This is a genomic window from Paenibacillus sp. JJ1683 (assembly GCF_053006485.1).
Genome location: NZ_CM129820.1, coordinates 3210045 through 3232383, shown reverse-complemented (window position 1 = coordinate 3232383; position 22339 = coordinate 3210045). Strand labels below are relative to the sequence as shown.

The 22339-nt window shown below is 47.7% G+C and carries 18 protein-coding genes; 17 read left to right on the top strand and 1 reads right to left on the bottom strand.

Annotated elements, in window-relative coordinates; genetic code table 11:
* The first annotated feature begins 70 nt into the window (after window positions 1-70).
* From ACUC6J_RS13765 to ACUC6J_RS13750, 4 genes are all read left to right on the top strand, one after another.
* Complete coding sequence (locus tag ACUC6J_RS13765) at window positions 71-1156, top strand: ABC transporter substrate-binding protein (RefSeq protein ID WP_340864907.1); 1086 nt, start codon at window positions 71-73, stop codon at window positions 1154-1156.
* The gene (locus tag ACUC6J_RS13760; protein ID WP_090890250.1) at window positions 1153-1965 is read left to right on the top strand and encodes an ABC transporter ATP-binding protein; all 813 of its coding nucleotides are present in this window, start codon (window positions 1153-1155) and stop codon (window positions 1963-1965) included. Before ACUC6J_RS13765 ends, ACUC6J_RS13760 begins: the two co-directional genes overlap by 4 nt.
* Before the next feature lie 8 nt (window positions 1966-1973).
* Window positions 1974-2807, top strand: coding sequence for an ABC transporter permease (locus ACUC6J_RS13755; RefSeq protein WP_016822103.1), 834 nt, complete (start codon window positions 1974-1976; stop codon window positions 2805-2807).
* 117 nt (window positions 2808-2924) lie between these two features.
* Window positions 2925-3881 carry an aromatic acid exporter family protein gene (locus ACUC6J_RS13750; protein ID WP_013371555.1) on the top strand — a complete coding sequence of 319 codons (957 nt, stop codon included), beginning with the start codon at window positions 2925-2927 and terminating at the stop codon, window positions 3879-3881.
* Window positions 3882-3902: 21 nt separating this feature from the next.
* Here ACUC6J_RS13750 and ACUC6J_RS13745 read toward each other — a convergent pair whose 3' ends face one another.
* On the bottom strand, window positions 3903-5219 hold the full coding sequence (locus ACUC6J_RS13745; RefSeq protein WP_017427608.1) for an amino acid permease: 1317 nt from the start codon (window positions 5217-5219) through the stop codon (window positions 3903-3905).
* A gap of 115 nt (window positions 5220-5334) precedes the next feature.
* Between ACUC6J_RS13745 and ACUC6J_RS13740 the strand changes: the two genes are divergently transcribed.
* From ACUC6J_RS13740 to hflX, 13 genes are all read left to right on the top strand, one after another.
* On the top strand, window positions 5335-6231 hold the full coding sequence (locus ACUC6J_RS13740; RefSeq protein ID WP_447248994.1) for a LysR family transcriptional regulator: 897 nt from the start codon (window positions 5335-5337) through the stop codon (window positions 6229-6231).
* A gap of 126 nt (window positions 6232-6357) precedes the next feature.
* On the top strand, window positions 6358-6915 hold the full coding sequence (locus ACUC6J_RS13735) for an outer spore coat protein CotE (RefSeq protein ID WP_013371552.1): 558 nt from the start codon (window positions 6358-6360) through the stop codon (window positions 6913-6915).
* Between the two features lie 123 nt (window positions 6916-7038).
* On the top strand, window positions 7039-8274 hold the full coding sequence (locus ACUC6J_RS13730; RefSeq protein ID WP_447248993.1) for a putative amidoligase domain-containing protein: 1236 nt from the start codon (window positions 7039-7041) through the stop codon (window positions 8272-8274).
* A 110-nt stretch (window positions 8275-8384) separates the two neighbouring features.
* Window positions 8385-11204 (top strand): DNA mismatch repair protein MutS, encoded by a 2820-nt coding sequence (mutS, locus tag ACUC6J_RS13725; RefSeq protein ID WP_447248992.1) that lies wholly within the window; start codon window positions 8385-8387, stop codon window positions 11202-11204.
* 70 nt (window positions 11205-11274) lie between these two features.
* Entirely contained in the window at window positions 11275-13443 is a 2169-nt protein-coding gene (gene mutL, locus ACUC6J_RS13720; protein WP_017427611.1) for a DNA mismatch repair endonuclease MutL, read from the top strand.
* A gap of 12 nt (window positions 13444-13455) precedes the next feature.
* Window positions 13456-14307, top strand: a complete 852-nt coding sequence (locus ACUC6J_RS13715; RefSeq protein ID WP_447248991.1) for a class I SAM-dependent methyltransferase — start codon at window positions 13456-13458, stop codon at window positions 14305-14307.
* A complete protein-coding gene (gene miaA / locus ACUC6J_RS13710) occupies window positions 14291-15271 on the top strand; it encodes a tRNA (adenosine(37)-N6)-dimethylallyltransferase MiaA (RefSeq protein ID WP_016822097.1) in 981 nt (326 codons plus the stop codon). The genes ACUC6J_RS13715 and miaA overlap by 17 nt, the downstream gene beginning before the upstream one ends.
* A 20-nt stretch (window positions 15272-15291) precedes the next feature.
* Complete coding sequence (gene hfq / locus ACUC6J_RS13705; protein ID WP_013371546.1) at window positions 15292-15534, top strand: RNA chaperone Hfq; 243 nt, start codon at window positions 15292-15294, stop codon at window positions 15532-15534.
* A gap of 190 nt (window positions 15535-15724) precedes the next feature.
* On the top strand, window positions 15725-18385 hold the full coding sequence (locus ACUC6J_RS13700; protein ID WP_447248990.1) for a PBP1A family penicillin-binding protein: 2661 nt from the start codon (window positions 15725-15727) through the stop codon (window positions 18383-18385).
* A 165-nt stretch (window positions 18386-18550) separates the two neighbouring features.
* Window positions 18551-19108: a DUF402 domain-containing protein gene (locus ACUC6J_RS13695; protein ID WP_013371544.1), complete on the top strand. Its 558-nt coding sequence runs from the start codon at window positions 18551-18553 to the stop codon at window positions 19106-19108.
* Window positions 19105-19800 carry a YdcF family protein gene (locus ACUC6J_RS13690; RefSeq protein WP_447248989.1) on the top strand — a complete coding sequence of 232 codons (696 nt, stop codon included), beginning with the start codon at window positions 19105-19107 and terminating at the stop codon, window positions 19798-19800. The genes ACUC6J_RS13695 and ACUC6J_RS13690 overlap by 4 nt, the downstream gene beginning before the upstream one ends.
* A 114-nt stretch (window positions 19801-19914) precedes the next feature.
* Window positions 19915-20898: an AAA family ATPase gene (locus tag ACUC6J_RS13685; protein WP_016822094.1), complete on the top strand. Its 984-nt coding sequence runs from the start codon at window positions 19915-19917 to the stop codon at window positions 20896-20898.
* 112 nt (window positions 20899-21010) lie between these two features.
* Window positions 21011-22297 carry a GTPase HflX gene (hflX, locus tag ACUC6J_RS13680; RefSeq protein ID WP_447248988.1) on the top strand — a complete coding sequence of 429 codons (1287 nt, stop codon included), beginning with the start codon at window positions 21011-21013 and terminating at the stop codon, window positions 22295-22297.
* Window positions 22298-22339 lie beyond the last annotated feature (42 nt).

Below are 22339 nucleotides of genomic sequence, written 5' to 3'. Positions count from 1 at the left end.
AACCATTATATCGACAGCCGCATAACAATATATGAAGTCAACGATGCAAAAAGGTGGGGAGGGAACAAGGATGAAAAACGGCACTCGTTTCAAAGCAGTGGTGGCTGCGGCACTACTCGGATTACTGTTGCTCAGTGGGTGTGCCCCCAAAGGGGAACAAACGATTGAGATCAGACTTGGCGAGGTAGCCCGTACGGTCTTTTATGCGCCGCAGTATGTAGCCTTGAGCCAGGGGATGTTTGCTCAGGAGGGACTGGATGTTCAGCTGGCTACGATCCCTGGGGGGGACAAGGCGATGACGGCGTTGTTGTCCAATCAGGCGGATATCGCGCTGATCGGCGCAGAAACATCTATTTATGTGTATCAGCAAGGAGCAGAGGACCCTATCATTAATTTCGCCCAGCTGACACAGAAGGACGGAACCTTTTTGTTTGCTCGGCAAACGCAGGATAGCTTTGACTGGGAAAAGCTGAAACAACAAAATTTTCTGGGACAACGCAAGGGCGGAATGCCACAAATGTCACTTGAATTTACGCTTCGCAAACACGGCATTGATCCTCATAAGGATCTGAAGCTGATTCAAAATATTGATTTTGCCAATGTCGCCTCTGCTTTTGGCTCAGGTACAGGGGATTACGTACAGCTGTTTGAGCCACAGGCATCTATTTTTGAAAAGGAAGGTCGGGGTCGGGTAGTTGCCTCCATCGGCGTAGAGAGTGGCGAGTTGCCGTATACGGTATATATGGCGAAGCAAAGCTATCTAAACACCAATGGCGAGGCAGCTCAGAAATTTACAAATGCCATATATCGGGCACAAGAGTGGATTGCTGCGCATTCACCTGAACAGATCTCCGAAGCAATTATGCCTTATTTTAAAGATACAGAATTAGCTGTTTTGACGAGTAGTATCAAGCGCTACAAGGAACAGAGTACCTATGCTATGAACCCGATGATTGAGGAAAAGGAATGGAAGAATTTACAGGATGTCATGGCCTCGGCAGGTGAGCTGAAAAGCCCTGTTGCACTAGATAAGCTGGTCAACTCAAGCTTTGCAAAACAGGCGATCTCCTCCAACTCTATCGGGAATACTGAGACAGATGTGAAAAAGAGCGCAACTGCTACGGGTACAGCTGTCGATGCTGGAGGTTCACCATGATGGAAGAACAGAGTGGTCTCACTGCGGATGTGACGATCCCGATGGTGAGAATGGAGCAAGTGACCCATGTGTATGTAACAGATCGGGAAGCTTCACTTGCGGTTGAGAATATCGATTTTTCCGTAAATACAGGGGAGTTTGTCAGTTTAGTCGGTCCAAGCGGCTGTGGCAAAACGACGATCCTGTCTATGATCGCCGGGCTGCTGCGTCCAGCGGCAGGTCAAGTTATGCTGCAAGGTCAGCCGGTAAGTGGCCCGAGCCCTGAGGTCGGTTACATGTTGCAGCAGGATTATCTCTTCCCGTGGCGGACGATAATGGATAACGCATTGTTAGGTCTGGAACTAAGCAACAGAGTAGATGAAGCTGCGCGTGAGCGGACACGGTTATTGCTGGAAGGCATGGGTCTGGGAGGAAAGGAGCATTTGCATCCATCCCAGTTGTCAGGAGGAATGCGCCAGCGTGTGGCGCTGGTACGGACGCTGGCGACTAATCCGGGACTGCTGCTGCTGGATGAGCCTTTCTCCGCGCTGGATTATCAAACCAAGCTACAGCTGGAGGACCTCGTTGTGCAAACCTTGCGGGAGCGAGAGAAAACGGCGATTTTAGTCACGCACGATTTGGCCGAGGCGATTGCAGTCAGCGACCGGGTTATAGTGATGGGGCGAAATCCTGGTCATATTCGGCGTACCTTTGAAATTCCGGATTCCATCCGGGAAGCCCAGCCTTTTTATGCACGCGAGCAGCCGGGCTTTAATGAGCTTTTTCATGAGCTATGGGGGGAACTGGAGGCTTCGGGAGCAAAGGAGTGAGTTAACGTATGAAGAACGAAGCTGATCAGCTTGAGCAACGATGGATTCAAGGACTGCATCAGACGTATTTACGTAACAGGCGTTTGCAAAAGTGGTTAGTAACAGGTGTGCAGACAGCTATTTTGCTGCTTTTATTTGTATTGTGGGAAATTGCAGGTCGTTTGAAGTGGATTGATGTACTGTTGTTTAGCTACCCTAGCAAAATTCTCACGCAGATTGGCAAGGATGCGGTCAGCGGTGAATTATGGGGGCATGTAGGTGTCACTGTTGGAGAAACAATGGCAGGTTTTTTGCTTGGCACACTGCTCGGTACACTGCTGGCGGTACTTATTTGGTGGTCGCCGTTTTTGTCGAGGGTGCTTGACCCGTATATGGTCGTGTTTAACAGTATGCCCAAGGTAGCGCTGGGCCCGATTTTTATCGTCATGTTTGGGGCAGGTTTTACCGCGATTCTGATGACGACCCTCTCCATTACGGTTATCATTACGACACTAGTGGTGTACAACAGCTTTCAGGAAGTCGATTCCAATTTGATCAAAGTGGTTCGCACGTTTGGAGGTTCACGCCGTGATACGTTTCAAAAGGTAATTTTACCCGCATCCTTTCCCGCAATTGTCTCTACGCTAAAAGTGAATGTCGGCATGGCGTGGGTTGGCGTGATTGTGGGTGAATTTTTGGTGGCTAAAAACGGCTTAGGCTATTTGATTATTTATGGTTTTCAGGTATTCAATTTCACGCTGGTCATGTCCAGTTTGTTGATCATTGCTGTCGTAGCTACACTGATGTATCAGGCAGTCGTGTATGTGGAGCACCGCCTGCTTTCGGGCCGCCCTCATCGGTAATTATTAAATTTCTGAATATTTGTGTAAAACGTGAAAATAAAGTACCATGAAAATGAAATACTTAATATTTATGAAAATGAGAAAACAGATTTCATCTAGAGGGGACAGAATTTTTTCATGGGCTTTCGTACGATTAAAACGGCTATTGCCGCATTAATGGCCGTACTTATTGCGGAGGGAGTAGGCATTCACGGAGCCACCTCGGCAGGGCTTTTAGCAATTTTGGGAGTGGATGTCACACGCAAGAGAAGTCTCCGTACCATTTCGGCTAGATTTTTTGCATCCGTCGTGGGACTTCTTTTTGCTTGTGTTTTGTTTGTGGTATTCGGATTCCATGATTGGGTACTTGCATTATATATTTTAACGGCGTTTCCGGTCATTGTACGGGTAGGCTTTAAGGAAGGCATTGTCACGGGTTCAGTCGTAGTTTTCCGAGTATTCAGCGGCGGTGTGATTGATATGGAGGTGCTGCTGACCCAGCTGGCTCTGCTGGTGATTGGACTGGGTTCTGCGATGGTTGTCAATTTAGCTTATATGCCGCGTTCTGATAATACAATGCAACAAATCCGGCAGGAGGTAGATCGGACATTTTCTGTTATTTTCAGAAATATGGCCAACACGCTGCGTAGTCCGGCATACATATGGGATGGCAAGGAAGTTATTGAAGCGGACAGCGTGATCACCAAAGGGGTCACTGAGGCAGGTCGTTCATTGGAAAATCAAATGCTTCGTCCCCAAGAGGGCTGGAATGTGTATTTTTATATGCGCAAAGAACAGCTGGATTCGATTCAAAACATGATGCAGTTGATCGCACAAATGTATCAGCATATGCCGCAGGCCAAGCTTTTGGCCGAGCTGTTCGACCAGCTTAGCAACGACGTTTTGGCTGGACATTATACGGGGCAGACTGAGAAGCTGTTAGAGCAGGTTCGTGAAGAATTTAAAGCGATGGAGCTTCCTGCCACACGGGAGGAATTCGAGATCCGTTCGGCATTATTGCAGCTTACACATGAGCTTCATCAGTATTTGAAAATCGCTAAAAAGGACAAGGCCCCTACTCCAGTGAAAAATTAGAGTAAAGACCTTGAGCGGCTACTATCCATGATGGACAGTAGCCTCTTCTTGTTCGGTGATGGCAGAAGTCGGATGAGTAAAAGTTCTTTTATGCCGAATTCGATCTGTAATCCATAAAACAGCTGTGATCAGGCAAGGGTACAGCATAGCCCACCCAACAAAAGGAAAGACAACTGCCGTGGAGATGAAGGAAATCCAACTAATGGACACTCCCCAACGACTCCCGCGTAGGAGCTTAATCCCTGCTGCACAACCTCCTAGATAGGTCAGAATGAAGGTGGCGTTCGGGAATTGGATCAGGTTGGTGAGTGAAACTGCACCGCTACCGTACAACACCATAATGATCACGAAGCAGACACTAAGAAAAGCAATGCCCCCGATGGGTGTATGGAAACGTTGGGATAACATCCCCATCCAGCGAAAGGCCTGTCCTTGTCGGGATAAAGCATAAGCGACTCGTGAAGCGGCACCCACGTAAGCAATAATAGTAGCGGTACAAATAAAGATACCCGTCAAGCCCGCAATGATCGCACCCCATGGACCGATAGCCCGACTAATCACCCATACGAGCGAAGCATCTGAACCCCCTGCAAGGTAACTTTGTGTGCCCACTGTAGCAAGCGCAGTAAGGAAATAAAGCAAACCGACAATGACAGCTGCAATGATCACACCTCTAACGGCAGACCGCTCGGGATTGGTAAATTCCTCTGACATATGAGACACGGCCTCCCAGCCGATAAAGCACCAGAACAGAATCGCAGCTGCTTGGCCGACAGAAAGCCAGCCATGTGGAACAAACGGCGTAAAGTGAACAGTTTTCATCTGAGGGAGTGCTGCGGCAATAGCGAATATCAGGACGGCAACGATGGCTATAACGACGGCAATCTGAATGCGTCCGGCAACCTTCATACCGATCCAGTTGATGATCAGGCCCACCGCCAGCATAGCAGCGGCCAACAGTATGCGACTTTCCTCTCCCCAGCCCATAGCTGTGGTCATATAGCCGGCTCCGGTAAGTGCGGCAACAGGCGCCCCAATTGGAACCGACATGAGAAAAAACCACCCGATATAAGCACCGGCACGTGGGGAAAAGGCCAACGTCACAAAATGCGATACCCCTCCGGCATTTGGAAATTTCGCAGATAGAAGCCCCATGGAAAGCGCCATTGGGAGAATAAGCAGGGTCATGAATCCCCATGCCAGCAACGATGCTGGGCCCGCCATTTGGGCGGCAAGGCCAGGCACAATCAATACCCCCGAACCCAGCACAGCTCCGATATAGAGCGCAATGGCCTGTGGAAGACCAATAGTGGATTGAAGTTTATTTTCATTCGTCATGCAGAAAAGCCTTCTTTCTCTTGTTATTTTCTCCAGCTTATCAGATAATCAATCTATCGGAAAAACGGAATATTACGATTGCTTGCATCGGAAAAATCGATTGAAGGAGCGAATTATGGAATCGCGGCATTTGTTTACTTTTTTAAATGTGGTGGAGGCAGGCAGTTTTACGCGAGCAGCGCGTATACTGGATTATGCGCAGTCAAGTATTACTGCTCAAATTCAAACACTGGAGACGGAATTGGGTACGCCGCTGTTTGATCGCATCGGCAAGAAAATCATGCTGACCGATGCCGGGCGACGCCTGCTGCCCTATGCGCAGGAAATTTCCAAGATGCATGCTATGGCTAAGGATGCGCTTCGTTCAGAAACAGAATTAACAGGGACGCTAAAAATAGGAGCACCAGAGTCTCTGGCTGCTTTTCGTTTGCCGAGTTTGATCCGTGAGTACAGAGAGCGGTACCCAAAGGTCAAAATTGTACTTAAGCCCGGCGAATGCTGGGAATTACGTGATTTGATCCGTTCCGGTGAACTGGATTTGGCTTTTTTGCTTCAACCTGAGACGGAGGATAGAGAACTGAATATCACCACGCTTATTCATGAGCCGATGGCGCTGGTTGCGCCACTGAAGCATTCACTGGTTGCCTGTGCACAGGTAGAGCCTGCCGACTTGAAGGACGAAACTATTTTGCATACGGAGGCTGGATGTACGTACCGAATCCTTTTTGAGCAGTATTTGAACAAACACGGTATTTTTGCAGACCCTAGTCTAGAATTTTGGAGCATTGAAGCCATCAAGCAATGCGTCATGGCTGGACTGGGTATTGCGCTGCTTCCGCTAGTCACGGTACAAAATGAGTTGCGAGAAGGGAAAATGGCGCATCTAGCCTGGGATGACAGTGAACAGCAGGTGGCTACTCAGGTCGCTTATCACACGAAAAAGTGGAAATCGCCAGCTCTGAGCGAATTTTTACAGATCGTTGAGCAGCATGTAACACATTGGCGTGCATGAGTTCAAGCCATGGCGGCATATGCTTATACAAATAATATTTTTTCCTTTTCGCCTATTCACTCAACATTCGCCCACAACCTGCATACATATGTATGGAATGATTGATTGTATGGAGGAGGTTCAAGAATGGCATTAAGTCATAAAAATCGTAGAGAGATTATTACCAAAGCGATCTGTGGTAAAGGTCGCAGATTCTCTACCGTAACCCATACCGTAACTCCGCCGAATAATCCGACCAGTATTTTGGGGGCATGGATTATCAACCACCAGTATGAAGCTGTGGCGGCTGGAGACGGCATTGAGGTCATCGGGACGTATGATATCAATATTTGGTACTCATACGATAAAAACTCGCAGACCGATGTGGCAAAGGAAACGGTGTCGTACGTAGAAAATGTGCCGCTCTCGTATCTTGATCCGAAGCACCGGGCGTCTACAGTGGAAGTATCCGCCGAAGCTACACAGGAGCCAAGTTGCGTTGAGGCCAGTGTGTCTTCTGGAGGTGGCAGCGTAATGATCCGGGTCGAGCGGGAATTTGCGGTGGAGCTGGTGGCGGAAACGAAGATTGTTGTAGAAGTATTCCCGTATGGCAGCAGTGACGATTTTGACAAGGACTTTGATTTTGGAGCGGAAGAGGGGGACTATGAGGAGCTCGACCCCGACCTCATTGACGACGAGCTCTGACAGGAGTGACCAAAAAGAGGGCCACTTTACTCTTTGCGCCGGCTGATATTGCGCAGGGGGCAAAGGCCCTCCTTTTTTGTCGTTTTGGATCGTTGAAGTCCGTACGTAGAACGAAGGGGGAGTATGATGCGGCAACCGGGACAGGCGCTCAAACGCTTCAGAGAGATGACGGATGATGAAAAAATGCGCAGACTGGAGCGTTCAGGTATATCGGTTCGTTGGCTGGATGAGAGTACAGCAGATTTTACGATCGGCTACGCGGTGCAAATCCATCAACTGCGGGGACTGGAAATCCGTAGACGTGCCCTCGAAGGTTCTACCAAAGTTAGCACATATGATTTGTCTGAACTAGATTCTCAATCCCCGCTCTATGTCCGGATGGAGCGGCTGGCTGTACGTGCGTTGTATACACTCGGTTTGGACAGTGGTGAGGTAGTGCTGACGCCGCTGGGAGAGCGCAATTGTCAGGTTCGCCAAGTCTTGGCACAGCCCTGGCTGAACGATAGACGTTTGGCCACGCTATACGAAGTTGCTGCTCGTGAAGAGGATTCTCCGGGAGAGGAACTTTCAGCGAAACGGGGGAGCGCGCGACTATTAATCGGAATGGACCCCGAATTTGTGCTGGTTCGTATGCCAGAGGGGAGGGTTGTTCCGGCTTCTAGATTTTTGGGTCGACTAGGCATAGCTGGCTGCGATGCCGTTACCCGCCGAGGGCGAACGCTGTATCCGGTCGCTGAGCTTCGTCCTGCCCCGAGCGAAGATCCGGCTCGTCTGCTGAGGCATCTGCGCCAAGCTTTTGCAACAGCAGCTCGACGTATTGACGACCGCACGCTTATCTGGCAGGCGGGCGGAATGCCGCAGCCAGGTTTTCCCCTGGGCGGACACCTGCATTTCAGCGGTGTTCCGCTAAATGGTGCCCTACTTAGGGCACTAGATAACTATTTGGCGTTGCCTCTGGCGCTGCTAGAAGATAAGCGCTCGGCTCGGCGCAGACCGCATTATGGCATTTTGGGCGATTTTCGCCGTCAGTCTTACGGAGGCTTTGAATATCGTACACTGCCTAGTTTTCTAATCTCGCCACAGCTGGCGAAAGGTGTGATTGGGATGGCGTTTCTGATCGCTTCCCAATATTCACGTTTGCAGCGTAGGCCTTTGGGAGAAGAAGAGGCTCACAGAGCTTTTTATGAAGGAAACCAGGTTGTACTTAGAGAGTATATGGAGCCAGTTATTTTAGATATGGTTTCACTAGAGATCTATTCTCAATATGAAACTTATATAGCGCCGCTGCTGGATAGCCTTCGCCAGGGAAAACAATGGGATGAAACACGGGATTTGCGCCCGTACTGGAAGCTTTCGTAAAATCAGGTGTTAACACCCGAGAGGGTTTCATGTTATCGACTGTCATTTTTGATATAATGAAAGATAATTATAAGTTTAAACGGAACAAAGTGTGGGGGTTAGGTAACGGTATGTCTAAATATACACCGATGATCGAGCAATATTTATCTATAAAAGAGCAGGCTAAAGATGCATTTTTGTTTTTCCGCCTAGGGGATTTTTACGAGATGTTTTTTGATGATGCGATTCTTGCATCCAAGGAGCTGGAAATTACACTGACTGGTCGTGAGGGTGGCGTCGCGGAGAAAATTCCAATGTGCGGCGTGCCTTATCATTCAGCAGAAAATTACATACAACGCCTTATTGAGAAGGGTTATAAGGTGGCCATCTGTGAGCAAATGGAGGAAGCCTCAGCTACGAAGGGAATGGTGCGGCGGGATATTGTCCGTGTGGTGACCCCGGGTACGGTCATGGAGGGCAAAGTGCTGGGTGATAAATCCAACAACTACATGGTATGTGTCACAGAGACGGACGGGATGCTGGCGCTGGCGGCATGCGACTTGTCGACAGGTGAACTCTATGTGACTTCCGTACCTGATTCGAAAGAATGGCTATTAGATGAAATTAACATTTATGAGCCGTCCGAAATGTTGGGGGATGGTCATTTGCTCGATTTTGTGACCTCTCGTATGTCCCCTGTTGGACGGCGTGTTGTGTATACGGCCTGGGACAAATCCAAAGATGATCTGGTACGGGATCAATTCGGTGAAGCCACATGGGCAAGGCTTACGGAGGAACGCAGACGTTGCGTATCGCGCCTGATTGCCTACTTAAATGAAACGCAAAAAAGATCGTTAGGTCAACTGACCCAAATCTCGGTCTATGAGCCCAATCATTTTATGATTCTGGATCCATTTACCCGCCGGAATCTGGAACTGGTGGAGACGGTGCGTGAACGCTCCAAGAAAGGCTCGCTGCTGTGGCTGTTGGATCGGACAGAGACATCCATGGGCGCACGTTTGTTGCGTCGTTGGATCGACAAACCGCTGTTGAGCAGCAATTTAATTGAGGAACGATTAGAAGCGGTAGACAAGCTGTACCACCAGTTTATTTTCCGCGAGGATGTACGTGCTCAGCTTAAAGAGATTTACGACCTGGAGCGTTTGGTAGGACGGATCGCTTTTGGTAGTGCTAATGCACGAGATTTGATCGCTCTCAAGCTGTCTCTGGCTCAAATTCCGTCTTTACGCGAGCTGTGCGCTGAATCTCCATCGAATACGCTGAGACGGATTGCACAAACATTGGACAGCTGTACAGACCTGTGTACGCTGATTGAGGAAGCAGTGGCCGATGAACCCCCGATTTCCGTAAGAGATGGAGGGCTTATAAAGGAAGGTTACCATCAGCGTCTGGACGAACTGCGTGAAGCGAGTGTGAACGGTAAGCGTTGGATTGCTGAGCTGGAGGCCAAGGAACGTGTAGCAACCGGCATTCGGTCGCTCAAAATCGGATACAACAAAGTGTTTGGTTATTACATCGAGGTGACCAAATCCAATTTGGCTTCATTACCGGAAGGTCGATATGAACGCAAACAGACATTGGCGAATGCAGAACGGTATATCACACCGGAATTGAAGGAAAAGGAATCGCTGATTCTGGAAGCTGAGGATAAAATGGTGGATCTGGAATACACGCTTTTCTCCGAGCTTCGCGGTAAACTGAACGCTGAAATTCCCCGTTTGCAAAAGCTGGCAGAGCAAGTTGCTGAAATCGACGTGTATCAGTCGCTGGCAACGGTTAGCGCGGAACGTGGATTCGTGAAACCTGAGCTGACAACAGGATATGATTTTGTAGTGGAACAGGGACGGCACCCCGTAGTGGAGGCCGTAATGAAAGATGGTGGCTTTATCGCCAACAACACAGTGTTGGAAGAAGCCGATGCGCATATTCTACTCATCACCGGTCCGAATATGGCTGGGAAAAGTACGTATATGCGTCAGGTTGCCCTCATTGCGATTATGGCTCAAATTGGCTGCTTTGTCCCGGCTGCACGTGCTAAAGTGCCGATGCTGGATCGCATTTTCACACGGATCGGTGCTGCGGATGATCTCATCGGCGGGCAGAGTACGTTTATGGTCGAAATGGCGGATATTCAAGTCATGACGGACAAGGCAACTCCGCGAAGCTTGATTATTATTGATGAACTGGGACGAGGGACGTCCACCAGCGAAGGGATGGCAATTGCACAAGCGGTCATCGAATTTGTGCATGATACGATTGGTTGTAAGGCGCTGGTATCTACGCATTTCCATGAGCTGGCCCATTTGGAGCAAGGTCTGTCTTCGCTGCGAAATTACTCCATGGCTGTGCAGGAAAGCGGCGATAAGGTGAATTTCCTGCGCAAGCTCATACCAGGCGCGGCTAGCAGTAGCTATGGTATTTATTGTGCCCGGCTTGCAGGTTTGCCTAATAACATTATTGAGCGAGCGAATGGTCTGCTGTATGGTTTTGAACAGGCGGCAGCTCAAGTAACGGCGGGCACCGAGGCAGTAGGAGGAGCGAAGGAAGGGACTGATCTTCGTACAGCGTCAGGGACAGAAGAGATTTCTCCAATGTCTGCAAAATATGTAGGCCAGACATTGTCAGCGAACGGAGATACAGCACCACAAATCCAGTCTGGATCACAGCAAGCCACCCTGGTAAAAGAAGATACCTTACGGATTGTGGAAGATTCAGGTGAGTTGGAGCGATCAGCTTCTGACGTGGTACAGCTGTCCATTTTCGGAGAGCAGGATCTTGCTCCCTCCAAGCCACACTCAGAGACGGTAGAAGCTAATCCGATCGTGCGCCAAATTTTGCGGAAGGTGAAGAATGCTGATGTCATGAACATGACACCCTTACAGGCGATGCAACTGTTAAATGAATTAAAAAATAAGGCCAATGGTCTGTAATTAAAAATATTAGGCATTATTATTTTGCTTATTTTTCATCACACTTTGAAGTCAGGAGGAGGTTAAAAGGATGTCTAAAATTCGAGTGCTAGATGAGCATATTGCGAACCAGATTGCTGCCGGTGAGGTCGTTGAACGTCCAGCCTCCGTCGTGAAGGAACTGGTGGAAAATGCGATTGATGCGGGCGGTACACGAGTGGACGTATGGGTAGAAGAGGGCGGCCTGCAAAGTATTCGGGTGACGGATAATGGCAGTGGGATAGAGCCTGAAGACGTGGAAACGGCATTTTATCGGCACGCGACAAGCAAAATCGGACATGGCCGCGACCTATTCCAAATCACAAGTCTCGGCTTCCGGGGAGAGGCATTGCCCAGTATAGCGGCTGTATCGAAAGTAGAGCTGCTCACAGCAGCAGGAGATGACGGCCGTGCCCGTAAACTGGTGATTGAGGGCGGTAAACTGGTACTTCACGAGGATGCTGCTGGTAGGCAGGGGACGGATTTTACCGTACGCGATTTGTTTTATAATACACCTGCACGGCTAAAATATATGAAAACAATCCAGACGGAGTTGGGGCACATTTCGGATGTATTGTACCGAATGGCGCTTTCGCACCCGGAAGTGGCCTTCACATTGCGGCATAACGGCAATACATTGCTGCAAACGCTGGGAAATGGCGATTTGCTCCAAGTGATAGCTGCTATTTACGGAACTTCTGCGGCAAAATCAATGTTGATGGTGGAAGGAGAGAGCCTTGATTACCGAATTAGCGGCTATGTCAGTCGCCCGGAGTGGACCCGATCGAATCGCAATGCAATTTCGACAGTAGTGAATGGACGATTTGTGCGAAGCTATGGGCTCAATCAGGCACTGCTCAAGGCGTATCATACTTTGTTGCCGATCAATCGTTATCCGCTGGCTGTGATCCAACTGGACATGCATCCTTCTTTGGTGGATGTTAACGTCCATCCAGCCAAGCTGGAGGTGAGGTTCAGTAAAGAAGCTGAACTGTTTCAGTTGGTTGAAGATTCGGTAAAAGCTGTTTTAGGGCAGCAAGTGCTGATTCCGAAGGCAGTTAAACGCGAAATTGGCGGTAAGGATAGTGGCTCGTTTGTGCAGGAGCAGTTTCATTTCTCGAAAGGAAATGGTGCAGAAGTAGATGCTTCTTCGGATAATGGTCATAATCGAACGCTACCTCTTTCTATGGCTTCGCCGCAGGTCCAGGAATCGACACAATCCAATCACTTGACCAGTAATGAAGAGAAGAAGAAGATTAGCCAGGAGCGTGAGCAACATCCGAGTAGGGAGAGGAGCCATTCAGTCAATGGACAGGCAAACACTCTCGCTCGTCAAAGTATCAGTGATGACGAACTGGATGCAGATTTTGTGGAAGAAAACAACGGGAGTGATGATAGAGGAAGCGTGTCACTTCCTGATGGGATGACTACACGGATATCCACAGGAGATCATGCCGAAACAGATGTCTCTTCCTCGTACAGCGAAGGGATACAGGAAACGGCTGCTTCTGCCGCTTACCGTTCTTCTGTTTCCCCCCTTGCAGACAACACTACTAAATTCACGGATCAGAAGACGCACCAGGAACGTCTGAAGACAGAGCAATTGGCAGCGTTGTCGGGGGCAGCTCCTGAGGTGCCTACTTTTCCTGAGCTGAATTTAATCGGTCAGCACCATGGAACCTATCTGATTGCACAGAACGACCAGGGCTTGTATTTAATTGATCAGCATGCCGCCCATGAACGGGTTAATTACGAATTTTATTACGAAAAATTTGGCAATCCTGAATCAGTATCACAGGAGTTGTTACTGCCAATTACATTGGAATTTACGCCTTCCGAAACGGAAAAATTGAAAACAAGGTTGCATTGGTTTGAACAGGCGGGGGTGTATTTGGAGCATTTTGGCGGGCAAACCTTCCGTGTCAGCTCATATCCGTACTGGCTCCCCAAAGGAGAAGAAGCGGATGTTATTGAGGAAATGGCTGGATGGGTGCTGGAGGAAAAAGCCATTGATCTAGCTAAACTGCGGGAGGCAGCCTCAATCATGTGCTCCTGCCGTGCTTCGATTAAAGCAAATCAGAAGCTGACTGACCGACAGGCCGTCGTGCTGTTAGAACGTTTGGCAGCCTGCAAACAACCCTATACCTGCCCCCATGGGCGCCCCATCGTTGTTTCCTTTTCCACATATGATTTGGAGAAGCTGTTTAAAAGAGTAATGTAAGGGAGTATAAATATGTTGCAGGATTGGGAAAAACGTGAAGAAGAAAAGCAGATGATGCTTCGTGAGAAACAAGCTGAATTACTGGTCACGACAGGAGATTCTCCCTCGGACGAGGTTGTGGAGCGTGCGAAGCTGCTTGCAGCCGAGCTTGGGGTGCTGTACGCCCCACGTCGTGGCATATCAGTAGCTAAGCTAATCGCTGCTCACAGAGTCCGTCAGGCTCTGGTGCTGGTGCAGGGCGGGGTGAGGCTGATTAGTCCGGAACAACCACCGATGGTTTTTCATCCAAGCATGGGATTCATTCGAGCCAAAAGGGTATTAAAGGGCGAGGCTGATCCGATGTTGACGACTGCCCGACTTACCCCGGGTGATACCGTGCTGGATTGCACGGCCGGGCTAGGTACGGATTCACTTTTATTTTCCATTGGAACGGGAAGTTCTGGACAAGTCACAGCTGTGGAGAGTTCCTTCCCTGTCTATGCATTAATCAAGGATGGGATGAGACATTACCGTTCCGGTAATGCTGCAGTAGATAGAGCCTTTTCCGACATTGACGTTCGTTTTGGTCATCATCTGGACTATTTGCGTAGCTTGCCGAACCGCAGTGTAGATATTATTTATTTTGACCCGATGTTCCGTGATCCGTTGCTTGATTCCAGTGCAATCGGTCCATTGAGAGGATTGGCCAATCCAGATGCATTGAATGAAGAAAGTATTGCTCATGCGAAAAGGGTTGCAAGAAAAACAATTGTATTGAAAGAAAAAAGGGGTAGCGGAGAGTTTGCCCGCCTCGGCTTCCGTGTGGAGCAACGGGGCACAACGAAAACAGTGTACGGAGTGATTGATATTGACAGTGGCATCTAAGCCTAAACTACTTGTTCTTGTTGGCCCGACTGCGGTTGGCAAGACGAAACTAAGCATCGAAATGGCTCGACAATTTGACGCGGAAATTATTTCCGGGGATTCCATGCAGGTATACCGTCATATGGACATTGGAACTGCCAAAATTTCCGAACAGGAAATGAAAGGAATCAAGCACCATTTAATCGATATTCATGAGCCTGAATACCCATATTCAGTAGCCCAATTTCAGGAAGACTGTCGTCGTCTCATACCTGATATTCAATCTAGAGGAAAGCTACCTTTCATCGTAGGCGGGACAGGTTTGTATGTAGAATCGGTTTGCTATGAATACCAGTTTTCTGAGGTAGGGGCAGATGAAGCTTTTCGTCAGGAACAGCTTGACTATGCCGATCAGTATGGAGCCGACGCGCTTCATGCGCGACTACAGGCAGTTGATCCCGAAAGTGCACTTCGTCTGCACCCAAATGATCGTCGTCGAGTCGTGAGAGCGCTGGAAATTTACCATGTTAGCGGAACAACACTTAGCTCTCAACTTGCCAGTCAAAAAAAGGAATCTCCCTACCAACTCTGCATCGTAGGTTTGACAATGGATAGGCAAATGCTATATAAACGTATTGAAGACCGAATTGACGGGATGCTCGATCAAGGGCTTGTTGCTGAGGTAACCTCCTTAATGGAACGGGGAGTGCGAAGCGATGCCATCTCCATGCAAGGTCTAGGCTATAAAGAGATATCCTCCTACCTGCGGGGAGAGGTGTCTTTGGAGGAGGCGGTGACTTGGCTAAAACGGGATACGCGTCATTTTGCGAAGCGACAGCTCTCGTGGTTTCGCCATATGAAGGATATCCAGTGGGTAGATGTCACTGATTTCGAAAATTTTTCTGCTCATGCAGCCCGAATACACGAAATTATAGCAGGAAAGTTCCGGACAGACCTTGAATATACTTCAAAACAATCCAAATGATTATTGGGGGTACGGCTAAAATGAACAAGTCTATTAATATCCAAGATACGTTTCTGAACCAATTGCGCAAGGATTCTATACCTGTGACGGTATACCTCATCAATGGATTTCAGGTGCGAGGAACGATTAAAGCATTTGACAATTTTACAATCGTTATTGATTCGGATGGAAAGCAACAGCTGATCTACAAGCATGCCATCTCCACCTTTACACCGCAACGCAACGTATCGCTTGTACAACAAGATAACGCTAGCGATAACTGATTACGGCTGGACGGCCGCCCGGGTGATGAAACTTTTCAGGCGTCCGTCTCGTCTAACTGTATAGGAATGTGACCGGGAGCAACCTGATCAGGGTTGTTCTTTTCATTCCGTTTACTTTCATGCTGCCGACAGCTAGCTTTAAGCTTACGCTCGGCGACATTATGATTATTCGCGAAAGGGAGTCAGGGGAATGCCAAACGATTCATTGTCCAGATCCGGCAATCGCAATAGAAACACATCTAAAGAGAAGCCGAAGGGCAAGAAAAAGAAAATAACAGGTAAGCGAGTTGGGTGGACGCTGTTTATTACAGCAGCATTAGCCATATTTTGCGCACTTGGTGGTTATTTATTTGTCATGGTTAATGGCGAAAAAATCTACAAAGCCAACAAGGACAAAATTACTGTGAACGAGACATCAAAGGTTTATGACCGCAACGGTGTGCTCATGGGTGAGCTGTCTGTGCAAAAAAGTGATCCTGTGAAAAGTGAAGAAATTCCACCGTTGCTCAAAAAAGCTTTTATCGCAACCGAGGATAAGCGTTTTATGGAGCATCAGGGAGTTGATATTTGGTCTATCGGTCGGGCGGCAGTGAAGGATATCGTTGCTCGTTCTGCGGTGGAGGGCGGTAGTACGCTGACTCAGCAGTTGGCCAAAAACTTGTTTTTGACACGTGACAAAACCTTTTTCCGTAAAGCGACAGAGGTATCCATCGCAATGGCGCTGGAGCGGAATTTGACTAAAGATGAAATTATTACGCTATATCTGAATCGGATTTGGTTTGGACGCTCATATTCTGGAATAAAGGCAGCGTCGGAAGGTTATTTTGGAGAGTCAGACTTAAATAAATTAAAGTTGTGGCAAGTCGCTACACTGGCGGCTATTCCGAAAGGACCCTCCAAGTATAACCCGATCAGTAACCCGGAAAACTCAAAGGCCCGGCGTGCTGTGGTTCTCCAGCTGATGTTTGAGCAGGGAATGATTGGCAAGCAGGAAATGGAAGAAGCCAAAGCTATAAATTACGATTACAAACAACCGGAAAAAGTACAAAAGTATCAAAATTTTATGGAATATGTCATGGATGAGGCAGAGGATGCCTTGCCAGGAGTCAGCGGTAATGATCTGATTATTGGCGGTTATAAAATTCATACGACAATGGATGCTCAGGCTCAAAATGCGCTGGATCAAGCGATGGCGGATGATGATATGTTCGAAAAAAGTCCCGACGATCAGCCTGTCCAAGCCTCTATGGTTATTATTAACAACCAAACAGGTGGTATTGCCGCGATGGCACCCGGACGGGATTACAAAAAGGGAACCTTTAATCGTGCGACGCAGAGCCGCAGACAGCCAGGATCGGCCTTTAAGCCGATTGTAGCCTATGCGCCAGCTCTTGAATCCGGTAAATTTACGATAGATACTCCTTTGAGTAACGAACGGCAGAGTTTTAACGGATACAGTCCGAAAAACTTGCATGGTTACTCTTCGACCATCAGCATGATGGATGCCATTACAAAGTCTGAAAATATACCACCTGTATGGTTGTTGAACCAAATCGGTGTGGAAAAAGGGGTTCAATTCGCCGAGAGCGTAGGCATACCGATGGACAAAAATGATCACTCGCTTGCTATCGCATTGGGAGGATTAAGCAAAGGAACAAATACCCTTGAAATGGCGCAGGCTTACAGCGCTTTTGCCAATAAAGGACAATTCCAAAAAGCTTACTCCATTAAGCAAATTAACAATAGTGATGATCAAGTGGTTTATACTCATAATGAGGAATCCAAATCTGTTATGAGTGAGAAAACGGCTTATGAAATGACAAAAATGATGCAAAATGTGGTCAATAGCGGTACAGGTCGCAAAGCACGTATCGACTGGCCTGTAGCTGGTAAAACGGGTACGACCCAAAGTGGAATTAGCGGCAACAGTGGTAACCGGGATATTTGGTTTGTCGGTTATACGCCAGAATATACCGGAGCGGTATGGATGGGGTATGACAAGCCAGATAGCAGGCATATGTTGAGAAACTACAGCGGCCAGTCAGCGGCCTTCTTCGGAAGGGTTATGGGTGAAGCACTCAAGGGACACCCAGTGACGCAATTTAGCGAGCCGAAGGGATATGAACCACCCGTTGAGGAGAAGCCAGAAGAGCCAGTTCAGGCCACCGCTCCAAGCGGACTGAGCGGGTCGTATAGTCAGGATACCCAAATTGTATCGTTGTCTTGGAATGCGGCTGAGGGAGATAATGTGCAATACCGTGTGTATCGTAAAGAATCTTCCGAAGGAAGTTTCCGGACGATTATGGAGGCGATGAGAGGCACGAGTGGTGAAGATACGTCGCCCGTAGCTGGAAAGACGTATCAATACTATGTCGTAGCTTATGGAGCGGATGGTAAAGAATCCGCAGCTTCCAATACGATTAGCGTAGAAATTCCAGCAGAAACTACTCCGATAGATCCGCAACCAGGAAACGATCCTAATCAGGATGGAACCGTACCGGATAATGGCGAGAATATAGACGGTCAGAATGGCACAGACCAGGGGAATACACTTCCTGGAGGAACCGAAAACGGTACTGGTTCTGAACAAGCTCCAACGTCTCCTGGAGTTAACAATGGAAATGGTACTGGAGGTACAGGAAACAGTAACGACAATTTTGGTAACGGAAACGATACAAATCAGGGGAATGGTCAGACGACTACACCGGATTCAGGTATAACTGATGAAAATACTATGACCAATTCAGAAAATACAGATGCATCTACCACAGGTGCTATAATGGATGGAAATCAGGAAGGCAAATCCAACGGTCATTCCAACTCCAATCGTGGACGTCACAACCGGGATTAGCAAATATGTTTTATGTAAGATGATATTGGTTTTAAATCAAAGGTATTTTCGGACTGTTTTGACAGTCTGAAAATACCTTTTTTGCTGTAATACAGGGGTTATTTTTGAGTGTATAGTTTAAATATGGTAAGCTGGTTTTACCAATGTTGGAGAGGAACATCATTTATGAAGCGCAAATTCGGAGACCGGGCCAACTGGCGAAGAATCACCAATCGCAAGTTTGCTTGCCGGTATGTAGAAAGTGATGCGTTTACAGGATATGTGACCCTGTATACTATTTTGAGTCTCAAGGAGCCATTATGGAAAAGTTATGGTGGTCATACGTTTTGCATAGCCGATAAAGGTTATTCCTGGTTGCAATATTATCCCAAAGGTAAGCATTATGTGGTGACTGCTATGTTTGACAATCGAGAGCAAATCGTCGAATGGTACATTGATACCTGCCGAAATCAAGGAGTAACCGATCAAGGAGTTCCTTGGTTTGATGATTTGTATTTGGATGTGGTCGTGCTTAAAAACGGTGAAATCTTTCTGGTGGATGAGGATGAACTGGAGGAGGCGCTACAACGGGGGCATATTTCTACGCAAGAAGCAGAATTGGCTAACCGAACAGCGGCTGACCTGCTACATCAGATCGATGCTCACATGTTCCCCTATTTTAAAATGTCGCTGAAACACCGGGCAGAATGGTTTCATAACGGTGATTTCAAGAGAGAACGGTGAAATTTTTGCAGTGGATTAAAAGCACTGGGATTCAACGCCATGAGCCAAAAAGCGGGCAAAATCGCAATGGGAAAATATTTATGGTATCGAAGCGTCTCATACTTGGTTTGATGATTTTCATTTTGGTCGGATTGGTATGGGCAGATATCCGAGTATGGAGTATGAATACAGCTGCCTCTACCACTCCGCTTCAGCATGCACAAATTGGTATCGTACTAGGTGCCTCTATGTGGGGAGCTGAGCCCAGTCCTGGTTTAAAAGAAAGATTAGAAGAAGCCTTGCGGTTATATCGTAACGGGATGGTGCAGCGACTAATTGTAAGTGGAGGACTGGATCAACCTGATTTTCCGTATACGGAGGCCGAGGGGATGCAACGCTACTTGGTAGATAGAGGAGTCCCTGTACAGCATATTGTGTTAGAAAACCAGGCAACCAGTACTTACGAAAATTTGCTCTACAGCCAGCGTATCATGAAGGAATATGGCTGGAACTCCACCGTAATCATCACACATAGCTATCATGGTCCTCGCGCGTTGGAGATTGCTCAATTTTTGAATTTCGATCATCCCCAGCTGGCTCTGACCGAATCCAAAGTGCTGAATATGCCAATTCATCAATCAAGAGAAGTATTGGCTTACGCAAAATGGACGCTACAACGGTGGTGGATCAGTGCTCAAATTTGGATTGCCTGAATTGAGGGAAGGCTTTGTACGCGTTCTCGTTGCTTTTATGCTAATAAGGACATGCTGGACCGAATACATTAATAGGGTAAGCTGTGCCTGAAGAAATGTTGAGGTGATGGATGCATGAACGGACGGGGAATCGCCGCGGGCAAGCGGTCGGAGGAGAGACCTTCCAGACAAATCAATGTCGTGCTGCGTAGCCCGGAGCCGATCGCTTCGGTGACTGTGGACGAGACGGAAGCAGTGGCTTCGACCAAGTCGCAGGCGCTACCGCAGTATCTCAGTCTTTATCAGGAAATTCAGAAAGAACTCGATCATCTCGTCGGCTTGGATAACATCAAAGAACTGGTATTTGAGGTATATGCCTTTTTGCAAATCGCCCACATGCGCACTGATGCGGGTCTGTTGAGCAACGCACACGTATATCACATGATTTTTAAAGGAAATCCAGGTACGGGGAAAACGACAGTAGCCCGCATTATCGCTAAAATGTTGCAAAAAATGGGGGTACTGAGCAAGGGCCATCTAATTGAGGTGGAGAGAGCTGATCTGGTAGGTGAGTATATCGGCCACACCGCACAAAAAACGCGGGACCTGGTAAAGAAATCTCTTGGCGGCGTGTTGTTCATTGATGAGGCTTACAGTTTAGCACGTGGAGGGGAAAAGGATTTCGGAAAAGAAGCGATTGATACCTTGGTGAAGGCCATGGAAGACCAAAAAAATCAATTTATTTTGATCCTCGCAGGGTATTCGGGAGAAATGGACTTTTTTTTACGGACAAATCCTGGTCTTCCTTCTCGTTTTCCAATTCAACTGGATTTTCCTGACTACACTGTGGATCAACTCATTCAAATTTCGGAGATGATGGCTAAGGAACGGGATTATATTCTCATGCCTCAGTCTATACTCAAAATGAAGGAGCATTTGCTAAATGAGCGGAATGACAGTCTCCATGCATTTAGTAATGCACGTTATGTTCGTAATGTGATTGAAAAAGCGATTCGGCACCAAGCCGTCAGGCTGCTTAATCAATACAGGAGTGGGCAACCCGGCAAGCAGGAATTGATGACGTTGCGACCAGAGGATTTGAAAATGGACAAAAGATAGGCGATAATAGGAATCTGAATCATATCGAATTGTATGACATCGAACGAGGGCCGGCCTGACATCAGGTCGGTTTCTGTTCGAGAGTTGACATGAAAATAAAGGAGCAAACAATATGGCGAACTCCACTCATGATACACAAACCGAAATGCAGGATAAGGCGGTTCTGGTCAGTCTAATTACGGATGAAGTCAAACGATCTGGCATCAATACGGAATATTCGTTGGAAGAACTGGTGAAGCTGGCTGAAACAGCGGGAGTTGAAGTGCTGAGCGTCCTCACACAGAATAAGGAATCCAAGGACTCAAAATGGTTTATTGGCAAAGGAAAAGTAGATGAATTGCGTGCAGTTGCTGAAGAATTGGGAGCGAATACAGCTATTTTTGATCAGGAGCTATCGGGAGCTCAAGTACGAAATCTCGAAGAGAGCCTGGATCTCAAAATAATTGACCGGACACAGTTAATTCTGGACATTTTTGCTCAGCGTGCAAAGACACGGGAAGGTATTATCCAGGTTGAACTGGCGCAGTTGTCATACTTACTCCCTCGACTGTCTGGACACGGTAAAAATCTTTCGCGGCTCGGTGGCGGAATCGGAACACGTGGTCCTGGTGAAAGCAAGCTAGAGACGGACCGTCGTCACATTCGTGACCGAATCAGTGATCTGAAACGCCAACTTGAGGAAGTGACGCGTCATCGGTATTTACACAGGGAGCGTAGACAAAAGGCCGGCATCGTGCAGGTGGCACTCGTTGGCTATACAAATGCCGGCAAATCAACACTGTTGAAGCAACTGACAGCTGCCGATGTATATATTGAGAACCAACTATTTGCGACGCTTGATCCTACCTCTAGAACAATGGAACTGCCGAGTGGCAAAGAAGTTATTCTCACAGATACAGTAGGATTTATTCAAAATTTGCCTCATGATTTGGTTGCCTCTTTCCGGGCTACTTTGGAGGAGGCCAATGAGGCTCATCTCATTTTACATGTCGTGGACGCCTCTTCAGACATGCGTGACGAACAAATGAAAGTTGTAGAGTCAATCCTGCAACAGCTTGGGGCAGCGGACAAGCCTCAGATCGTATTGTTTAACAAAAAAGATGCTTGCACCCCTGAGCAATTGGAAATGCTCCCTTCTGGGGAAGGCTATTTGAAAATTAGTGCTTTTGATGAAGCAGATTTGCTACGCATTCGCGAACTGGTTCAGGAGCATCTGAGCGGTGACACACTGAGATTTCGTATTCCTGCGGAACGTGGGGATTTAACATCGGTGCTTTATCGAATTGGAGATGTACTGCTGACAGAGTATGATGGCAATGATGTCATTTATGAGGTAGAAATTCAAAGAGGAGAATACGAAAAGTATGGTCATGCGCTTAGTGAGTTCACAGAAAGTTAACATCTAATGATGTTTTTGGGTCCATAAGATGATAATGCTCAT